General features: G+C 42.6%; 19 protein-coding genes. 17 read left to right on the forward strand and 2 right to left on the reverse strand.

The features are described from left to right. The first annotated feature begins 34 nt into the window (after window positions 1–34). From V7150_RS04350 to V7150_RS04360, 3 genes are all read left to right on the forward strand, one after another. On the forward strand, window positions 35–406 hold the full coding sequence (locus tag V7150_RS04350; RefSeq protein WP_335513981.1) for an ArsR/SmtB family transcription factor: 372 nt from the start codon (window positions 35–37) through the stop codon (window positions 404–406). Then, window positions 399–2,465 carry a heavy metal translocating P-type ATPase gene (locus tag V7150_RS04355; protein WP_335513984.1) on the forward strand — a complete coding sequence of 689 codons (2,067 nt, stop codon included), beginning with the start codon at window positions 399–401 and terminating at the stop codon, window positions 2,463–2,465. The genes V7150_RS04350 and V7150_RS04355 overlap by 8 nt, the downstream gene beginning before the upstream one ends. Before the next feature lie 414 nt (window positions 2,466–2,879). Beyond that, the gene (locus V7150_RS04360) at window positions 2,880–3,809 is read left to right on the forward strand and encodes a cation diffusion facilitator family transporter (protein WP_335513987.1); all 930 of its coding nucleotides are present in this window, start codon (window positions 2,880–2,882) and stop codon (window positions 3,807–3,809) included. A 43-nt stretch (window positions 3,810–3,852) separates the two neighbouring features. Here V7150_RS04360 and V7150_RS04365 read toward each other — a convergent pair whose 3' ends face one another. Next, window positions 3,853–4,014 carry a hypothetical protein gene (locus V7150_RS04365; protein ID WP_335513990.1) on the reverse strand — a complete coding sequence of 54 codons (162 nt, stop codon included), beginning with the start codon at window positions 4,012–4,014 and terminating at the stop codon, window positions 3,853–3,855. Between the two features lie 3 nt (window positions 4,015–4,017). Further along, window positions 4,018–5,145 (reverse strand): oxygenase MpaB family protein, encoded by a 1,128-nt coding sequence (locus V7150_RS04370; protein WP_335513992.1) that lies wholly within the window; start codon window positions 5,143–5,145, stop codon window positions 4,018–4,020. Window positions 5,146–5,512: 367 nt separating this feature from the next. Between V7150_RS04370 and V7150_RS04375 the strand changes: the two genes are divergently transcribed. The 14 genes from V7150_RS04375 to lgt all read left to right on the forward strand — a co-directional run bounded on the left by V7150_RS04375 (window position 5,513) and on the right by lgt (window position 19,262). Beyond that, a complete protein-coding gene (locus V7150_RS04375; RefSeq protein WP_335513995.1) occupies window positions 5,513–5,797 on the forward strand; it encodes a YhdT family protein in 285 nt (94 codons plus the stop codon). Then, window positions 5,794–7,245, forward strand: coding sequence for a sodium/pantothenate symporter (gene panF / locus V7150_RS04380; RefSeq protein WP_335513997.1), 1,452 nt, complete (start codon window positions 5,794–5,796; stop codon window positions 7,243–7,245). The genes V7150_RS04375 and panF overlap by 4 nt, the downstream gene beginning before the upstream one ends. Window positions 7,246–7,332: 87 nt before the next feature. Continuing rightward, window positions 7,333–7,572, forward strand: a complete 240-nt coding sequence (locus V7150_RS04385) for a CsbA family protein (protein ID WP_335513999.1) — start codon at window positions 7,333–7,335, stop codon at window positions 7,570–7,572. A 442-nt stretch (window positions 7,573–8,014) separates the two neighbouring features. Then, entirely contained in the window at window positions 8,015–9,994 is a 1,980-nt protein-coding gene (gene uvrB, locus V7150_RS04390; protein ID WP_335514002.1) for an excinuclease ABC subunit UvrB, read from the forward strand. Window positions 9,995–10,003: 9 nt separating this feature from the next. Next, a complete protein-coding gene (uvrA, locus tag V7150_RS04395) occupies window positions 10,004–12,877 on the forward strand; it encodes an excinuclease ABC subunit UvrA (protein ID WP_335514005.1) in 2,874 nt (957 codons plus the stop codon). A gap of 177 nt (window positions 12,878–13,054) precedes the next feature. Continuing rightward, entirely contained in the window at window positions 13,055–13,216 is a 162-nt protein-coding gene (locus V7150_RS04400; protein WP_335514008.1) for a hypothetical protein, read from the forward strand. Window positions 13,217–13,282: 66 nt separating this feature from the next. Beyond that, window positions 13,283–13,471 carry a hypothetical protein gene (locus V7150_RS04405; protein ID WP_335514011.1) on the forward strand — a complete coding sequence of 63 codons (189 nt, stop codon included), beginning with the start codon at window positions 13,283–13,285 and terminating at the stop codon, window positions 13,469–13,471. Window positions 13,472–13,608: 137 nt separating this feature from the next. Beyond that, a complete protein-coding gene (locus V7150_RS04410) occupies window positions 13,609–14,556 on the forward strand; it encodes an ABC transporter permease subunit (RefSeq protein ID WP_335514013.1) in 948 nt (315 codons plus the stop codon). After that, on the forward strand, window positions 14,553–15,458 hold the full coding sequence (locus V7150_RS04415; protein ID WP_335514016.1) for an ABC transporter permease subunit: 906 nt from the start codon (window positions 14,553–14,555) through the stop codon (window positions 15,456–15,458). Before V7150_RS04410 ends, V7150_RS04415 begins: the two co-directional genes overlap by 4 nt. Before the next feature lie 50 nt (window positions 15,459–15,508). Then, window positions 15,509–15,823 (forward strand): DUF4870 domain-containing protein, encoded by a 315-nt coding sequence (locus V7150_RS04420; RefSeq protein WP_335514019.1) that lies wholly within the window; start codon window positions 15,509–15,511, stop codon window positions 15,821–15,823. Between the two features lie 40 nt (window positions 15,824–15,863). Beyond that, window positions 15,864–16,973 (forward strand): DUF4097 family beta strand repeat-containing protein, encoded by a 1,110-nt coding sequence (locus V7150_RS04425; RefSeq protein WP_335514022.1) that lies wholly within the window; start codon window positions 15,864–15,866, stop codon window positions 16,971–16,973. Between the two features lie 16 nt (window positions 16,974–16,989). Then, window positions 16,990–17,355, forward strand: coding sequence for a phage holin family protein (locus tag V7150_RS04430; protein WP_335514025.1), 366 nt, complete (start codon window positions 16,990–16,992; stop codon window positions 17,353–17,355). Between the two features lie 143 nt (window positions 17,356–17,498). Next, window positions 17,499–18,434 (forward strand): HPr(Ser) kinase/phosphatase, encoded by a 936-nt coding sequence (hprK, locus tag V7150_RS04435; RefSeq protein WP_335514028.1) that lies wholly within the window; start codon window positions 17,499–17,501, stop codon window positions 18,432–18,434. A gap of 12 nt (window positions 18,435–18,446) precedes the next feature. Beyond that, window positions 18,447–19,262, forward strand: a complete 816-nt coding sequence (gene lgt, locus V7150_RS04440) for a prolipoprotein diacylglyceryl transferase (protein WP_335514031.1) — start codon at window positions 18,447–18,449, stop codon at window positions 19,260–19,262. Window positions 19,263–19,478: the final 216 nt, after the last annotated feature.

A 19,478-nucleotide genomic window follows, 5' to 3' on the forward strand; every position in this document is an offset into this window, starting at 1 on the left:
TCAAACGAACATTTGAATAAAGGAAGTGACCAATATGAAAGAGCATGATGTTTGCGAGATTACCTGTGTAGATAACGAAAAAACTACCCGAGTACAGCGGCTGCTGGAAAGAGATAACAACATAACCGAAGTGGCAAAGCTTTTTAAAGCATTGTCGGATGAAACTCGCATGAAAATCGCCTATGCGCTGACGCTTGAAGATGAGCTATGCGTTTGTGATGTTGCCAATATTGTTGGGGCGACTACAGCGACAGCATCCCATCACCTAAGACATTTAAAAAGCCTCGGCCTCGCGAAATATCGCAAAGAGGGTAAGCTTGTTTATTATTCCCTTGATGACGATCATGTAAAACAATTAATCCACATCGCAGTTACCCATCAAGAGGAGGTGGCAAGCCGTGAGTGAAGCGATTGAAAAACAAGTCTATCGTATACAGGGCTTTTCCTGAGCAAGCTGTGCCGCAAAGTTCGAAAAGAACGTACAGCACCTGGATGGTGTTGTTGAAGCAAAAGTAAACTTTGGTGCCTCGAAGCTGACAGTCTACGGGAGTGCCACTTTAGAAGAATTGCATGAAGCGGGCGCCTTTGAAAAATTAACGATTTTTTCGGAAAAAGAAAAGCAGCATATGATTCCAAAGGAACCGTTTTGGAAACGGTATTCGTTGCTTGGACTGTCAGTGTTATTTATCGCTGCCGGATATATTTTTTCGAACAACATTCTATTTGCCGCTGCAATTTTATTAGGAGGATTTCCTCTTTTTCAAACAGGCTTGAAAAATTTAATCCGTCTTGATTTTGATATGAAAACGCTAATGACAATTGCGATTATCGGCGCTGCGATTATTGGCGAGTGGAGCGAAGGGGCAGTCGTTGTCATTCTGTTCGCCATTAGTGAAGTTCTTGAAGGCTATTCAATGGATAAGGCAAGGGCATCAATTCGCTCGTTGATGGAAATGGCACCTACGGAAGCACTTGTTGTCAGGAATGGCGAAGAAATGCTTCTAAAGGCTGAAGATATCGAAGTTGGCGATTTAATGATTGTTAAACCTGGTCAAATGATTGCAATGGATGGAATCATTGTCGACGGACATTCCTCTGTTAACCAAGCGGCGATAACCGGCGAATCTGTGCCTGTTGAAAAAGCTGTCAACGATGAAGTGTTTGCAGGCACGTTAAATGAAGAAGGATTTTTAAAAATAAAGGTCAGCAGGCTCGTGGATGATACGGCTATTGCGAAAATCATTCATTTAGTGGAGGAAGCGCAGGCAGAAAAGGCGCCATCACAGCAGTTTGTCGACCGTTTTGCGAAGTACTACACTCCAGCGATTATGGCAGTTGCGGCGTTGGTTGCCCTTGTTCCGCCGCTGGTGTTTGCGGGGAGCTGGGAGGAATGGATTTATCAAGGTCTTGCCGTTTTGGTCGTCGGCTGTCCATGCGCGCTTGTCATTTCTACCCCAGTTTCTATCGTTACTGCGGTTGGAAATGCGGCCCGAAATGGTGTGCTGATTAAGGGAGGCAGTTATTTAGAGGAATTAGGAGCGGTGAAGGCAATTGCCTTTGATAAAACAGGCACGCTGACAAAAGGGGTGCCGGTTGTGACAGACTTCATCAACTATAGCGGCGATGAGAATCTGCTCACCATTATTGCCGCATTAGAAAGCAAGTCGCAGCACCCGCTTGCCAGTGCTATTATCAAAAAAGCAGCATATCCGTCTTTTGATGAGGAAGTTTCGGAGTTTACCTCGATGACCGGCAAGGGCATCAAAGGAGTGGTTAACGGAATAGAGTACCGAGTTGGGAATAAGAAATTGTTTAATAACATCTCGGGAGAAATCATTGAACAAATATCTGTTCTGCAAAATGAGGGTAAAACCGTGATGATTGCCGGAACGGAGAAAGAAATCCTTGGTCTAATAGCGGTTGCTGACGAAGTCCGTGAAAGTAGCCAGCATGTAATGAAACGACTCAAGCAACTCGGCATTGAACACACCATTTTACTAACAGGAGACAACCAAGCCACTGCTGGTGCAATTGGCCGTCATGTTGGCGTGACCGGAATTGAAGCAGAGCTGCTGCCAGAGGATAAATTGAATTTTATCAAACAATTAAAAGCACAATTCGGCAGGGTTGGGATGGTCGGTGATGGTGTAAATGATGCACCGGCACTTGCTTCTGCGACAGTCGGTATTGCGATGGGCGGGGCCGGAACGGATACAGCTTTAGAAACAGCGGATATTGCTTTAATGAATGACGACTTAAAAAAGCTGCCGTTTACGATTAAACTAAGCCGGAAGACCCTCCGGATCATCAAGCAAAATATCACAATATCACTTGTTGTGAAACTAGCTGCACTTCTGCTCGTCGTTCCGGGCTGGCTGACCTTGTGGATTGCGATTTTTGCGGATATGGGGGTAACATTACTCGTCACGTTTAACGGTTTAAGACTGTTGCGGGTAAAAGAATAGCAGTTATTTTCATGATTCGCTGATAAATTATGAAGATTCGCTGATAAAATGAAAAATTCGCTGATAAATTATATAATTTCGCTGATAAACCATCAATTCTCGCTGATAAAATGAATTTCAGAGGCATTGTTTGTTTCAAAAACGAGCATATTTACGAATATCGCTTGTTTATTGGAGAAACTAGTCCATTTATTTGCGAATTCAGGAGTTTATTTGCGAAACTGGCCCATTTATTTGCGAAGCTAGTCCATACTTTTATAAATTGATTTTTTTCCTAATGGAAATTAGCGGTTTAAATCCACTCCATGAATCGAAACAAAAACTTTAGAAAAAACTAGCCTTATTCGTAACAATTTCGTTTTAGAAAAAGAAAAATAAAAGAGCCTCAACCATGGGGCTCTTGGGGGGATAAACATGGGTCATCATCACCATCATGGCCATTCACACGGCCACTCACATGGTCATTCACATACAGGGAACAAAAAAGCCTTATTGAGTTCCTTTATTCTGATTGCCGCATTTATGATTGTCGAAGTAATCGGAGGACTACTGACAAACAGTTTGGCATTATTGTCTGATGCCGGTCACATGCTTAGTGACGCCGCGGCACTTGGGCTAAGCTTCTTCGCTATTAAGCTCGGTGAGAAGAAGGTTTCCCAAGAAAAAACCTATGGCTATAAACGATTTGAAATTATTGCAGCAGCACTGAACGGATTAACGCTGATAGTCATTTCTTTATTTATTTTTTATGAAGCCATCCAGCGCTTTTTCGCTCCCCCAGAAGTGCAAAGTACAGGGATGCTGGTCATATCGGTAACGGGATTAGTAGTAAACATTATTGCTGCTTGGATTTTAATGCAAGGTGACAAGGATGAAAACTTGAATGTCAGAAGTGCCTTTTTACATGTCATTGGTGATATGCTCGGGTCGGTCGGAGCGATTATTGCGGCACTCCTGATCATGTTTTTCGGCTGGGGCATTGCCGACCCGATTGCCAGCGTCATTGTTGCTGTCTTGATCCTTGTCAGCGGATTCCGTGTAACTAAAGACTCTTTCCATATTTTAATGGAGGGTGCTCCAACGCAAATTGATATGAATCAAGTAAAAGTGGCGCTCGGCAGGATTCCACTCGTAAAGGAAGTCCATGACCTTCATATTTGGACGATTACTTCCGGATATCCTGTTTTAAGCTGCCATATTACCATCTCTGATGAAGGAGTTCATGATGAAATCCTATCACAGTCGCAGCGGCTCCTTCATGACGAATTTCACATCGAACACAGCACCATCCAAGTCGAAAAAGAAACAAACGGCTGCCCATGCCCGCACGGGACGTGTAACTAGTTAATATTAATAAAGGGGGATACGTTTTTTATAAACGTAACCCCTATTTTATTTCAGGCACTAAATTATTTAAAGCAGATAAAGCTGTTTTCAACTGATGGGGTGGACAGCTGCCTTCTAAAGGATGTGGTAACCAATTTCGGATGCCCCTTGCATAACCATAAGCTCCTCCGCCAAGTATGAGAACACGCATTTTTTTTTTCATTTTTTATATCCTTTTTTCCTCATCTCCAGAAATCCCCCATACCCTTCGAAGTTCTGTTGGTATTAAAAAAGGGGTATATTCATAATCTGTCATAGCAAGTGACTGACGCTGCAACAATGCCAGCCCAAGCCGATTCGTCATACTTCCTAAAACACCTGTATAATCTGAATCTAGAAATAAACCCATTAGTTCTTTGAGCTTCATTAACTTTTGCCAATCAGAGCGGGGAACATCCATCCAATCTGCTATTTCGTCCCCCACTAATTCTCTAATCAGAGCAGGGATAATGTTGTCAAACATCTGACCAGGAATAAGGTCACCATGAAATTCAAGAAGAGCTCGAGTCATTTGTACCCCCTCGGGAGAAGGCCCATGGTGACGCTTTCCAATTGTTTCTGCTAATATAGTAAACTGTTCCATGGTTTGTGGAATAATATCCTCGCGAATCCCCATCATGCCCCCGACAATTTTCCAAAAGTATAGATAATCTTCAGCCTGTTCTTCTGTTACTTTCATACCTAAACGGCGAAGACCATCAATAATCACACTAGAAAAGGTTAATAGAGTACCAAGTAAATCTTCCTGACAAATGGGGATACCGAGTTCCTTTTCGTCCCATCTGCCTGTTTTTTGAATCAAGTGTCGGATAGCTGAATGCATTAAACGGACTTTTTGAATCGACTTGATTCCTTGACCTCCTGATTTAAGTCCCCCTGGGGCCATGATTTGAAGGACGAATTGTCCCGTTTCTGCTATCCTGCGGTAAGCATTTTGCCCTAATCGATAACTAAACGTAAGGACCTTAACACCTTTACGTGCTGCATAACAATGCACAAGCGAGCTTGTAGCTAGTAGTAGGGTGATGGCAATACCGTGTTCCTGAAATAAGTCAGCTGCATTTCTCATTCGAGCCCAGTCAACACCATCTGGACAACAGGCTGTATCCTTCAGCCAAAATTCAATGTTGTCTGGTAACTCCTCAGGGTAAGACTGATCGTTGTTCATTAGTTGTCTTAACAAAGCGTTTACTGTACCAACCTGACTGTTCTGAAATAATTCTTCAATAATCTGGTCAGGAATCGGATCGCCTTCCATCCGTAAACTTTCCATAAACTCGTCTGTGTATAACATCTTCTTCCCTCCCTACTCTAAATTGTTATCTTCAAAAATCTTAGCCAAGTTTAGAATGAAAAATAGATATAATTCTGTAACATATATATTCTTAATAGGAATGTATTATGTGATAGAAGATTAAGAGTGACATTTTCAATTAAGAGTAATGGGCTATCTCAAAATACGATGGATTGGGTTTTATACTAATAGAAGCTGTTAAATTTCTTGAAGCAGGAATCTTTTTATAGGATGATTAAGTGTACTGAATCATTTACACATTCTGATAAGTTTTTTTTGTGCATTTTTCTTTATCTCTCAAGTTTGTTTGGTAAAATGTTCTTTGTTAGTTTAAAATAATGTAACCACAATTTGAGGAGGAATACTGTTGAAACACACAGTTCATCCGCTGGACAAGCGTTTCAAAATCGCACATAGGGAAGCTCTAATAGGAGTTGCCCTCGTTATCATCAATTTTATCTGGTGGTATGGGTTTGCTTATGGTCTCGGTTCGGATAAAGTTGAAAATTATACATACATATTTGGTTTTCCTGCATGGTTCTTTTACAGTTGTATCGCAGGATTTGTAGTCATGGTTATTCTTGTTATTCTGACGGTGAAATTCTTGTTTAAAGATGTTCCCTTCGACGAGGAAGAGGGGGACATCAAGTGAATTGGGCCGTTATTACCCCATTAATCATTTTCTTACTTATTATCTTTGCTGTTGGATTTTGGTCAAATAAATTTGTCCTCAAATCCAATTCGTTCCTCGAAGAATATTTTCTAGGTGAGCGGCAAATGGGCGGGTTCATCTTGGCTATGACTATGGTGGCAACCTATGGAAGTGCAAGCAGTTTTATCGGCGGCCCAGGTATCGCCTATACGCAAGGGTTAGGATGGGTGCTGCTTGCAATGGCCCAGGTCGCAACCGGTTATTTTACGTTAATGGTTTTAGGAAAAAAATTTGCGATTGTCGCTCGTCAATATAAGGCCATTACCCTCATCGATTTTCTTAAAGAGCGGTATAAAAGTAAAACCGTTGTGATTTTATCTGCGGCAAGCATCATTATCTTTCTTTTTTCATCGATGACCGCCCAATGGATTGGCGGGGCGCGGCTGGTTGAATCGCTTACAGGCTTACCGTACACAACAGGTCTATTAATCTTTGCCTTTTCCGTCCTTGTCTTTGTCATTGTCGGTGGCTTTCGGGCCGTTGCTCTAACCGATGCCGTTCAGGGCGTCGTTATGTTCGTGGGAACGTTGATTCTTCTGATAGCTACCATTAAAGCAGGCGGTGGAGTCCCGAAGATAATTTCTGATTTAGCAGCGGAAAATCCGAACTTGATTACTCCATTTGGTGCAGAGGGAACCCTCACGCCAGCCTATGTTTCTTCCTTTTGGATTTTAGTGGGAATAGGTGTGGTGGGGCTGCCGCAAATAACGGTAAGAGCGATGTCTTACAAAAATTCTAAAGCAATGCATAGCGCCATCATTATCGGAACGATTGTTGTCGGCTTCATCATGCTTGGTATGCATCTTATTGGTGTTTTCGCAAGACCAGTGCTTCCGGGGGTAAAAATCGGTGATACAGTCATGCCCTTGTTATCTATGAAGGTCCTGCCGCCGTTTGTTGCCGGTATTGTCCTTGCTGCCCCAATGGCGGCCATCATGTCGACGGTTGATGCTCTGCTGATTTTGGTGAGCTCTGCACTGGTTAAGGATGTGTATTTAAATTACATTAAGCCGAATGCCGGCGATGATCATGTGAAAAAGGTCAGCTTTAGTGTAACGGCTATTATTGGCATCCTAGTAATTATTCTGGCGTTGAGCCCGCCTGATTTAATTGTCTGGCTAAATTTATTTTCATTTGGCGGTCTAGAATCCGTCTTTATCTGGCCCGTCATATTGGGATTGTATTGGAGTAAAGGAAATAAATACGGGGCCATCACATCTATGATTTTAGGAATGGGGTCTTATATTCTATTAGATCGTTTTTATCCAAATGCATTCGGACTTCATACGGTTGTCATGCCGATTGTGCTTTCATTCATTGGATTTGTAATGGTCAGCTTATTTTCTCATAAAAAAGAAGCTGCTGGTTATCTGAAAATTGAAAAGTAGACAAGCACTGGTCATATTTTTGTTGCAATTTTATGGATAAATTTCTAGAATAAATTAACAGAAATCTTTTAATAAGGTGGGAGCCCATTGATAGGGGTTATTCAATTTTTATCGGCGTTTATTTTGCCAGGGTTACTAGTCTTACTTTTTACACGTGTCACGTACAATCGTCATATCGGTCTTGTCTTAACCATTGCACTTATCGCTGCATCTGCATATAAAGGTTATACCAACAACTTCTTCCTCATTGTAATTGATGCCTTTTCATTAACCGCAGGCTTCTGGCTGGCGGCAAAAATGAAATCTCGAGCTGTGAAAAAAAGTTAATAATCGTAAGTCTGCCAGTTATGGCGGGCTTTTTTTTTGCTGTAGTCACAAATCTTCTATGTTTAATTGGTATAAAATGCTAAAAAAACATAACGCATGAAAAATGAGCCAATAATATATAAAATGCGCCAATACATGATAAAAGTGAGCCAATCGTTCAAAAAAATGATCTAAAACAATGAAAAAATGAGTCATAACAAAATTTCTTGCCATCGTTAGAAACCCAAAATTGCTGAGAAGCATATTTTTTTCTAAAAAACTCCTCTTATGAAGCCCATAAATAAAAAAAACGAATACTAGTTCGCATATTATTGGTTTGTTTTTGGGGGAATGTGGTAGAATGTTAATATGAAATTTTAGAGACTACACTTTTCAGCCTAATCCCGTCAATAAACAAGTTTTTCAAGCTGTAAAGTGATTTTTTTAACGGGAGGAAACCATTGTGAAGGACCAATTTGATTTAGTTTCAAAGTACTCGCCACAAGGAGATCAACCAGAGGCCATTCGCCAATTAGTTGAAGGTATCAAGCAAAATAAACGCCATCAAACGCTCCTTGGCGCCACTGGTACGGGTAAGACATTTACCGTTTCAAACGTCATTAAAGAGGTAAACAAACCAACCCTTGTCATTGCCCACAACAAAACACTTGCCGGCCAGCTTTACAGTGAGTTCAAGGATTTTTTTCCGAACAATGCGGTGGAGTATTTTGTCAGTTACTATGATTACTATCAGCCAGAAGCCTACGTTCCACAGACAGATACATTCATTGAAAAAGATGCCAGTATCAACGACGAGATTGATAAACTGCGCCACTCGGCTACGTCTTCTTTATTTGAGCGGAAGGATGTCATTATCATCGCCAGTGTCTCCTGCATTTACGGTCTCGGTTCGCCTGAAGAATACCGCGAGATGGTCCTGTCACTAAGAACAGGGATGGAAATCGAGCGTAATCAGCTGCTCCACCGCCTCGTCGATATTCAATATGAACGTAATGATATTGATTTCAAGCGGGGTACATTCCGTGTCCGCGGCGATGTCGTGGAGATTTTCCCTGTTTCACGTGATGAGCATTGTATGAGAGTCGAATTTTTCGGTGATGAAATTGATCGCATCCGCGAAGTCGATGCCCTTACAGGAGAAATAATCGGCGAACGTGAGCACGTGGCCATTTTCCCGGCATCCCACTTCGTAACACGAGAAGAGAAAATGCGTGTTGCGATCGAGAATATTGAAAAGGAACTGGAGGAACGACTTGCTGTCCTCCGGGCTGACAATAAATTGCTCGAAGCACAGCGGATTGAACAGCGGACACGCTACGACCTAGAAATGATGCGTGAAATGGGCTTCTGTTCAGGGATTGAGAATTACTCACGTCATCTGACACTAAGACCTGCCGGTTCTACTCCATATACCTTGATGGATTATTTTCCGGAAGACTTCCTGCTGATTATTGACGAGTCGCATGTTACCCTCCCGCAAGTAAGAGGGATGTTCAATGGGGATAAAGCGAGGAAACAGGTACTTGTGGACCACGGTTTCCGTCTTCCGTCAGCACTTGATAACAGACCGCTCACCTTTGATGAATTTGAAAAGCATGTTCACAATGCCATTTTTGTTTCGGCTACACCTGGTCCGTATGAAATGGAGCATACGCCAGAAATGATTCAGCAAATTATCCGGCCGACGGGGCTTCTCGATCCTACAATCGAAGTCCGTCCAATTGAAGGACAAATCGATGACTTGATTGGTGAAATTCAGGAGCGGATTAAGAAAAATGAACGTGTCCTCGTCACTACGTTAACGAAAAAAATGTCGGAGGACCTAACAGATTACTTGAAAGAAATCGGCATCAAGGTGCAATATTTGCATTCCGAGGTTAAAACACTCGAACGGATTGAAATTATCCGTGAGCTCCGCCTTGGCAAATATGACGTTCTTGTCGGCATAAACCTACTCCGTGAAGGTCTTGATATACCTGAGGTTTCCCTCATTACGATTCTCGATGCGGACAAAGAGGGTTTCCTTCGTTCAGAACGGTCGTTAATCCAAACCATCGGCCGGGCCGCCCGGAATGCCAACGGCCATGTGATTATGTATGCCGACCGAATAACTGATTCGATGGAGAAGGCGATCAGTGAGACGAAGCGGCGCCGTGAGATCCAAGAGGACTATAATAAGAAACACGGTGTCACCCCTCAGACGATTCAAAAAGAAATCCGTGATGTCATTCGCGCCACCCATGCGGCTGAGGAACAGGAAGAGTACTCACCAGCGGCATCGTTTAGCAAGATGAACAAAAAGGAAAAAGATAAATTGATTGCCACAATGGAAAAAGAAATGAAGGCCGAAGCCAAAGCGCTTAATTTTGAACGAGCGGCAGAGCTTCGAGATTTACTATTAGAGTTGAAAGCGGAAGGATGACGTATACACATGGCAATGGAAAAACTGATCGTGAAAGGCGCCAGAGCCCACAATTTGAAAAATATCGATGTCACGATTCCGCGAGATAAGCTTGTTGTCTTGACGGGACTTTCCGGGTCAGGGAAGTCCTCGCTAGCGTTTGATACGATTTATGCGGAAGGACAGCGCCGTTATGTAGAATCACTTTCGGCTTATGCAAGGCAATTCCTCGGTCAAATGGATAAACCTGACGTCGATGCGATTGAGGGCCTATCCCCAGCGATATCGATTGATCAAAAAACAACAAGCCGCAACCCACGCTCGACGGTCGGGACGGTGACAGAAATCTATGATTATTTACGATTATTATACGCAAGAGTCGGACATCCAACCTGCCCGATTCACCATATAGAAATTTCCTCACAAACGATTGAGCAAATGGTCGACCGGATTCTTGAATATCCAGAGAGAACGAAAATGCAAATCCTCGCCCCGGTTGTTTCCGGGAGAAAAGGAACGCATGTTAAGGTCCTCGAAGATGTGAAGAAGCAAGGCTTTGTCCGGGTACGCGTTGACGGTGAAATGATGGATCTCGGTGATGAGATTGAACTTGAAAAAAATAAAAAGCACTCGATTGAAGTCGTCGTTGACCGGATTGTCGTCAAAGAAGGAATCGCTGCCAGGGTAGCTGATTCGCTTGAAACGGCTTTGAAACTTGGCGAAGGAAAAGTCATCGTCGATGTCATCGGTGAGGAAGAGCTGCTATTTAGTGAAAATCATGCCTGCCCGCACTGTGGTTTTTCCATCGGAGAGCTCGAGCCGCGGATGTTTTCCTTTAACAGTCCATTCGGTGCCTGCCCACAGTGTGATGGACTCGGCTCCAAGCTCGAAGTCGATGTTGATCTTGTCATTCCAAATAAGGACTTAACGTTAAAGCAGCATGCGATTGCCCCTTGGGAGCCGACAAGTTCACAGTATTATCCACAGCTCTTAGAGGCCGTTTGCAATCATTTCGGGGTAGATATGAATATTCCCGTTAAGGATATTCCGGAACACCTTTTTGAAAAAGTGCTCTATGGTTCCGGCCGTGAAAAAATTTATTTTCGCTATGAGAATGATTTTGGTCAAATCCGCGAAGGACATGTCGAATTTGAGGGTGTCATCCGTAACGTCGAGCGCCGCTATAAGGAGACAAGTTCTGATTATATCCGTGAACAAATGGAAAAATACATGGCACAGCAGCCATGCCCAACCTGTAAAGGCTTCCGTTTGAAAAAGGAAACGTTAGCAGTTTTGATTAACGGTCGCCATATTGCCCAAGTGACGGACCTTTCGATTGAAGAAGCACATCAATTTTTTGCTGAATTAAAGCTGTCTGAAAAAGAAATGCAAATTGCCAAGCTGATTTTTCGCGAAATCAGTGAACGTCTTGGCTTCTTAATTAATGTCGGCCTTGATTATTTAACACTTAGCCGCACGGCAGGAACACTGTCAGGCGGGGAGGCCCAGCGGATTCGCTTGGCTACGCAAATCGGTTCGCGCTTAACCGGGGTGTTGTACATTTTGGATGAGCCGTCTATTGGTCTTCATCAGCGTGACAATGAACGCTTAATCGGAACACTCCAAAGCATGCGCGATATCGGCAACACCTTGATTGTTGTGGAACACGACGAAGATACGATGCTTGCTGCCGATTATTTGATTGATATTGGCCCAGGTGCCGGTGTCCATGGTGGTGAAGTGGTCTCCGCTGGAACACCTGCGGAAGTAATGGCGGATCCGAACTCGCTAACTGGTCAATATTTAGCAGGGAAGAAGTTTATCCCATTACCATTGGAACGCCGCAAGCCGGATGGCCGCTATATTGAAATCAAGGGAGCATCGGAAAATAATTTAAAAAATGTCAATGTAAAGTTTCCGCTTGGCATGTTCATTGCGGTAACCGGTGTGTCTGGTTCCGGAAAAAGTACACTAATTAACGAGATTCTTCATAAATCGCTGGCACAAAAGCTTCATAAAGCGAAAACAAAGCCAGGGGAACACAAAAGTATGAAAGGAATCGATTATTTAGAAAAAGTGATTGATATCGATCAGTCACCAATCGGCCGGACGCCGCGCTCTAATCCGGCAACCTATACGGGTGTGTTTGATGATATCCGCGATGTGTTTTCGGCCACGAATGAGGCAAAGGTTCGCGGCTATAAAAAAGGACGCTTCAGCTTTAATGTGAAGGGCGGACGTTGTGAAGCCTGTCGCGGTGATGGGATCATCAAAATTGAAATGCACTTTTTGCCTGATGTGTATGTTCCTTGCGAGGTATGTCACGGCAAACGTTATAACCGCGAAACATTGGAAGTGAAGTATAAAGGAAAAAATATTTCGGATATTTTAGATATGACTGTCGAAGCTGCGGTTGAGTTTTTCGAAAACATTCCAAAAATCAGCCGCAAGCTGCAAACGATTTTGGATGTCGGCCTTGGCTATATTAAACTCGGCCAGCCGGCGACAACATTATCCGGAGGAGAAGCCCAGCGTGTAAAGCTTGCTTCAGAGCTGCACCGCCGTTCAACAGGCAAGTCCTTCTATATTTTGGATGAGCCGACGACCGGTCTTCATGTCGATGACATATCCCGTTTGCTGGTTGTATTGCAGCGCTTGGTAGAAAACGGTGATACGGTTTTGGTCATCGAACACAACCTTGATGTCATCAAGGCCGCCGATTACCTCATCGACCTTGGTCCTGAAGGCGGCGACAAGGGCGGAACCATTATCGCAACGGGGACACCGGAAAAGGTTGCAGAGACTCCTGAGTCTTATACCGGAAAATATTTGAAGCCAATCCTTGAGCGGGATCGCTTAAGAATGAAACAGCAAATTGATGACAAAAGTACCGTAAATGCATAAGTTGTAAAGAAGTGCCGAAATTTGTAGGGTGTTCCTGCTGTTTCGGCTCTTTTTTTGTTTTTTTAAGGAGTTGAATTCGATTTTTATGAGTTTGGTGGAATTCCACACCAAATCGGCGGAATCACTCCACATAATCCTGCGGATCACACTCGAAATGATGGGTTTGGCGGAATTTCTTTGAAGTTTGGCGGAATAAATGAATGGTTTGGCGGAATTCCTGACCAAATCGGCGGAATCGCTCTCCACAATCCAGCGAGTTACCCTCGAAATAATGAGTTTGGCGGAATTCTTCTGAAATTTGGTGGATTAAATAGAAATATTGGCGGAATAAATGAATAGTTTGGCGGAATCGCTCCCCACAATCCAGCGGGTTACCCTCGAAATGATGAGTTTGGCGGAATTTCTTTGAAATTTGGCGGAATAAATAGAAAGATTGGCGGAATTCCTTCGAAGTTTGGCGGAATAAATGGATCTCTTGGCGGAATTCCACTCCAAATCGGCGGAATCGCTCCCAACAATTCAGCGGGTCACCCTCGAAGTGAGAAGTTTCGCGGAATACCCAAAACCCCCGCGGAATCCTCCAAAAATCAGTAGAACCCAAGCTTCAGCCCTTTCCTTACAAAAAATTGCTACCTCTAACCAGCTTTTTCGTCCCCCTTCCCTATAAATTAATCCGAAAATTGAAACATCTTTGAAATGTTAGTAAAATATAACATGAAGGAGATGAAAACATGATTTTACGTTCGGTACTCTATCAAATGCTATTGTGGTGTATTGCGACTACCATTTTTTTAGCACTGTTATTTTTGCCTCGAACAGCTGACTACACAGCGGGCCCCCGCGGAATGTTCATTAGTGCCAAATATGACTATTCCGCCCAGGTACATGTACAGCAGTTTAAAGATTTTTTCAAGTATATTAAGGATAATAAAGGCCTTGGCACTGTCTATAATGGGCATTCTCTCAACGAAAATATTTTGCGTACGTTTAAAAAAAGCATGTTGATTACGATTCCTGCATTAATGATTGGCCTCTTTCTCGGCATTGCCAAAGGTGTATTTGACTTTCGGATTCGCAGCCGGCGAGGGAAACTGTTCGGGGTCAGAACAACACGATTTTTCTTATCGATACCAGATTTATTTCTGATTATTTCTCTGCAGCTCCTAATAATGGAGGGCTATGAAGCAGGAATCCTTCCTCATATAAAGGTTTACGGCAGTGAAGAACCAAGTGTCATTCTATTAGACATTATTTTTCTCGCAATATATCCGTTATTTTACATAGCGAATATTACTTATTTCAGCATTCGTGATGAGCAAGGCATGGACTACATACGCACGGCCCTTTCAAAAGGGACTTCCTCCTTTAAGGTGTTGTACCGCCATGTATTAAAAAATTGTTATGTTAAGATTTTTAGTCATACAAATACGATTACCCTTTATACTCTATCAAACTTGTTTATTGTCGAGTACCTGACGAATTACCGCGGCGCTGCCTTTTTCTTCTATGAAACTCTTGCATCTCCTGCTATCTTTCGCACCGGGCAGCAGTTTGAAATCAGTTTATATCCTGCAGCAGGATATATTATCCTCTTTACGGCCATTATTTTTATTTCAAAAACTCTCAGTCAAATCGCCAAAGGACTAGTATCTCCTATCGAAAGGAGGGAATCGAGTTGAAGAATTGGAAGCTTTGGATCAGTTCGATTTTTTTATTAGTTTTATTGTTTTTTGTGTTCGCCGGGCCTCATCTGCCTTTTGTCGATCAAGATTTAAAACAAACAGGTGTAGTGAAAACGAAAGAAGGGGCGTTTATTCTCCCGCCGATTCCACCTCGAGAGGGTTTTCCACTGGGAAGCGACCACTATGGTGTTGATGTACTCAGTCAAATCATTATGGGGGCAAAAGAAACGCTAACCATTGTCGTTCTTGTAGTCTTTGTCCGTTATCTAATTGCCATTCCATTAGCAATCGGCGGGTTTTATTCGAGATTACTAGAAGTATTTTTGCAGGCCTGGCAGCAGGTGTTTTCCTTTATGCCGCCGATCTTTTTTGTTTCCTTTTTTGTGACCCTGCCGTTTATCTTCTTTTCTCCAGACAGGGCAATGTTAATTATTCTTGTGCTGGCTGTTCTCGAAACGGGCAGGGTGGCGGAGATTATTCTGCAGCACATGAAGGAAACACAGAAACGGCCCTATATTGAAGCGGGGATTGTTGCAGGCGGTTCGCCTTTAGGAATGTTTAAAAAATATTATTTGCCCGTCGTCCTGCCGCATATTATTATCCTGATTATCAATGATATGGGAAGGGTGCTTTTCTTACTTGCACAGCTTGGTATCGTTCATATCTATGTCACGCATAAATTTGTGTCGGAGGAGAGTGGTGCTTATGAAGTGGTCAATACCTCCCTAGCTTGGCCGACGATGTTTCGCACCATAACGGCAGATATTTTTTCTTATGAATGGATCCCGTTTTCCGTTATCGGGGCAATTGCCATGACCATTTACACTTTTAATATGTTCGCCGATGGCTTGCAAAAGTTTTTTGAAAAAAAATACCGGACCTTTCGAACCGATTTATAGAAACTTTTTTCATTCTGGAGCGTACATAAAGGATAGAGGTGATAAACGAAATGGAAACAAAAAAAGTACTTTCTAGTTTGTGCTATTTCAGTATTTTTTTCGCAGGGTTTATTTTTCCGCTTGCTGTCTATTTTGCTACTGGAGATGAAGAGACAAAGCGGCACGCCAAGAAATCATTATTATCGCATTTAATTCCGCTTATTACGACACCGATCATTATATTTGCTGTGTTTTATGATTTTACAAAAATTCAAGATACGATTCCTGCTTTTACCATAATTAGCATCATTGTGCTTGTCATCATTTGGGGCGTTGTAGTAATTTGGAACATTGTCAAAGGCGTAAAGGTTCTCTTAGCTGAATAAGTTTTATAGGAGAAAATAATTTATATCTGAGGTGGAGAAGATGAAAGAGGAAAGAAAACGGATACTGCAAATGGTTGAAGAAGGAAAGCTGAAGGTAGATGAAGCGGTAATGCTTCTCGATGAACTGGAAAAAGCGCAGCAAACGATGGAGCAGAAGCAGGAACAATTAGTGAACGAGCTTTCCACTGCTGTTCAGTTTGAAGAAGCAAAAAAGGAAGACCCATTCCAAGCGAAATACCAATCAACAAAAGATAAGATTTTTGAATTTGTTGATTCAGCTTTGAAAAAAATTAAAGATCTTGATTTTGATTTAAACTTTGGCCAATCTATTGATATCTCTCATATTTTCCATCAAGGTGATGTTGATTTAAAAGATATGGACATCGATGTGGCCAACGGTTCCGTTAAGCTTGCCGCTTGGGATCAGCCGGATGTTAGGATTGAGTGCCAGGCAAAGGTGTACCGTGTGGACAATCAGGATCAGGCGCGGCAAAACTTTTTACGTGATGTCCTTTTTACTGTTGAACACCAAAAATTGCGTTTTAGCACGCAGCAAAAATGGATGAAGGTTGATGCGGTCATTCATGTGCCAAAAGCGCAATATGAGCGCGTGCGCATTAGAATGTTTAATGGCGGAGTTACAGGTGAAGAAATGAATGCAAGTGACCTTCGTGTAAAAACCGCTAATGGAAAAATAGACCTCAATCGTGTAAATGGAAAAAAGGCCGAAGTGGAAACCGCAAACGGGAAAATCAATCTCATTGGCAGCCAGTTCGATGAGGTGGAAACAGAGACAATAAACGGTGCCATTCAACTTGATGGCGATTTTAGAAAGGTTGAGTCGCAGTCGTTTAACGGAAATATCAGTGTAAACATGCGTGGGAAACGTTCTGAATTGATTCAAGCAAAAGCGACCACGGGCGGCATTGATTTATTTGTTCCAGAGGGAGTACCTGTTAATGGCGAGATTAAAACAAATCTCGGCGGTTTTAATGTGAACCTTACAGGCGTTCAGGTGATAGAAGAGAAAAGCGAAATGATTCAAAAATCGCTTCGCTTCCAATCTGTCAATCCTTCTGATAAAATGATGAGAATCTATGCTGATACGAAATCAGGCTCGATTACGATTCACAAATCACAAGAAGAATAAGTAGGGGACGTTAGAGATGAGATGGCTGATTGGATGTTTGATTAATGCGGTTTTATTTTTAGCACTTGCCGGCTATTTTCACGAGAGCTTTCAACTTACTGGATTTTGGGCCGCACTTCAGGCAAGCATTTTATTATCCATCTTAAATGTGCTGGTGCGTCCGCTCCTCATTTTGTTTACCTTACCAGTGACGGTTTTAACGATGGGGCTTTTTCTTTTCGTTATCAACGCGATTACACTTGAACTGACCGATTATTTAATGGGCGATGCCTTTGAAATCTCCAGCTTTGGTATGGCGCTGTTTATTGCGGTGCTGATGTCGCTTGTGAACTTAATTATTCAAAAAACAATTCTGGAGCCATCAAGAAAAGCGAAAAATTAATTGAAACGGGTGCACACCATTTACAATTGGTCTGCACCTTTTCAATTTTTTGAACAACTTCCATTTGGTTCTTCATCAAAAAATGCTAAAATAAGAGGAAATGAATTTTTCAGATTATAAAAAATCCGTTAGGAGGAAGCTTCTTGCCAAAAGTACGCACCAAAGATATATTGGAGAAATTTAAGCTAGAATTGGTCAGCGGTGAAGAAGGAATTAACCGCCCCATTACCACAAGTGATATATCTCGGCCGGGAATTGAAATGGCCGGTTATTTTGAATTTTATCCTGCGGAACGAATTCAACTATTAGGAAAAACTGAACTGTCCTTTTTTGAAGAACTGCCTGAAGGGGAACGCGTTTCCCGAATGGAACGGTTATGTACCGATATCACCCCGGCGATCATTGTCACAAGGGAAATTGAAGTTCCAGTCGAGCTATTGGAAGCATCAGAACGTGAATCAGTACCTGTTCTTCGGACAAGCATGAAGACCACCCGTTTTTCAAGCCGTCTAACCAATTATTTAGAGAGCAAGCTGGCACCGACAACGGCAGTCCACGGTGTATTGGTGGACGTTTATGGAATCGGAGTGTTAATTACCGGTAAAAGCGGTGTCGGTAAAAGTGAAACGGCGCTGGAGCTCGTTAAGCGCGGCCATCGCCTTGTTGCCGATGATTGCGTGGAAATCCGTCAGGAAGACCAGGATACCTTAGTCGGTACATCACCGGATTTAATCGAACATTTATTAGAAATCCGCGGCCTGGGGATTATCAACGTGATGACATTATTCGGTGCCGGTGCTGTCCGCAGCAATAAGCGGATCACGCTGATCATGGATTTAGAAATCTGGGATTCTAAAAAGCAATATGACCGCCTTGGTTTAGATGAGGAGAAAATGAAGATTATTGACACAGAGGTCACGAAACTGACCGTTCCCGTTCGCCCTGGACGAAACCTGGCTGTCATCATCGAAGTAGCAGCGATGAATTTCCGGTTAAAACGAATGGGCGTGAATGCGGCACAGCAATTTACAGAGCGTCTTTCTGATGTGATTGAAGATGGGGAACATGAAGATATGTAAGGGGAGATAAGAATGAACGAAACGATTCAGCCGCTTAACCCAATTGCCTTTTCACTTGGCCCGATTGAAGTGCACTGGTATGGGATTATTATTGGCTCAGGCCTGGCACTTGCACTGTTTCTCGCGATAAGGGAAGGCGATCGAAGGGGACTGCCAAAGGACACGTTTGCCGATTTGATGCTGTGGGCGATTCCGATCGCAATTATTTCGGCGCGGATTTATTATGTGATTTTTGAATGGGATTATTATGTCAATCATCCGGCAGATATCCCGAAAATATGGAACGGCGGGATTGCGATTCACGGGGCCTTGATCGGGTCTGTTATTACGACGATTATTTTTGCCAAAAAACGAGGGCTTTCCTTTTGGAAAATTGCTGATATTGCGGCACCAAGTATTATTCTCGGACAGGCAATCGGCCGCTGGGGAAATTTTATGAACCAGGAAGCCCATGGCGGTGAAGTAACAAGGTCGTTCCTTGAAAACCTGCATTTACCGGACTTTATTATCAATCAAATGTATATTAATGGAACGTATTACCATCCAACATTTTTATATGAATCCATCTGGGACTTGATCGGCTTTTTCCTTTTAATTTTGCTGCGACGTGTGAATCTTCGCCGCGGTGAGATGTTTCTTTCCTACGTCATTTGGTATTCTGTCGGCCGCTTTTATGTGGAAGGTCTGCGGACGGATAGCCTAATGCTTGGCAGCCTGCGGATGGCGCAAACGATTTCGGTGGTCTTAATTGTTGTCTCAGTTGCGATTATTCTCTATCGACGAACAAAACAGAATAACAAGGAGCGCTATTTAGACCAATGTAATTAAAGGGCATTTACTACTTTTTACAAAAAATGTAGTAAGTACTTTGGATTTTGTAGTAAATGACACAAATTATATAGTAATATCCACAATTTATATAGTAAGTGCCATAAATTATGTAGTAAATGACAAAATTTATGTTGTAAGGGACACAATTTATGTAGTAATATCCACAATTTATATAGTAAGTGTCATAAATTATGTAGTAAATGACACAGTTCA

Source organism: Neobacillus drentensis, from assembly GCF_036965245.1.
Taxonomy (GTDB): Bacteria; Bacillota; Bacilli; order Bacillales; family Cytobacillaceae; genus Neobacillus; species Neobacillus drentensis_G.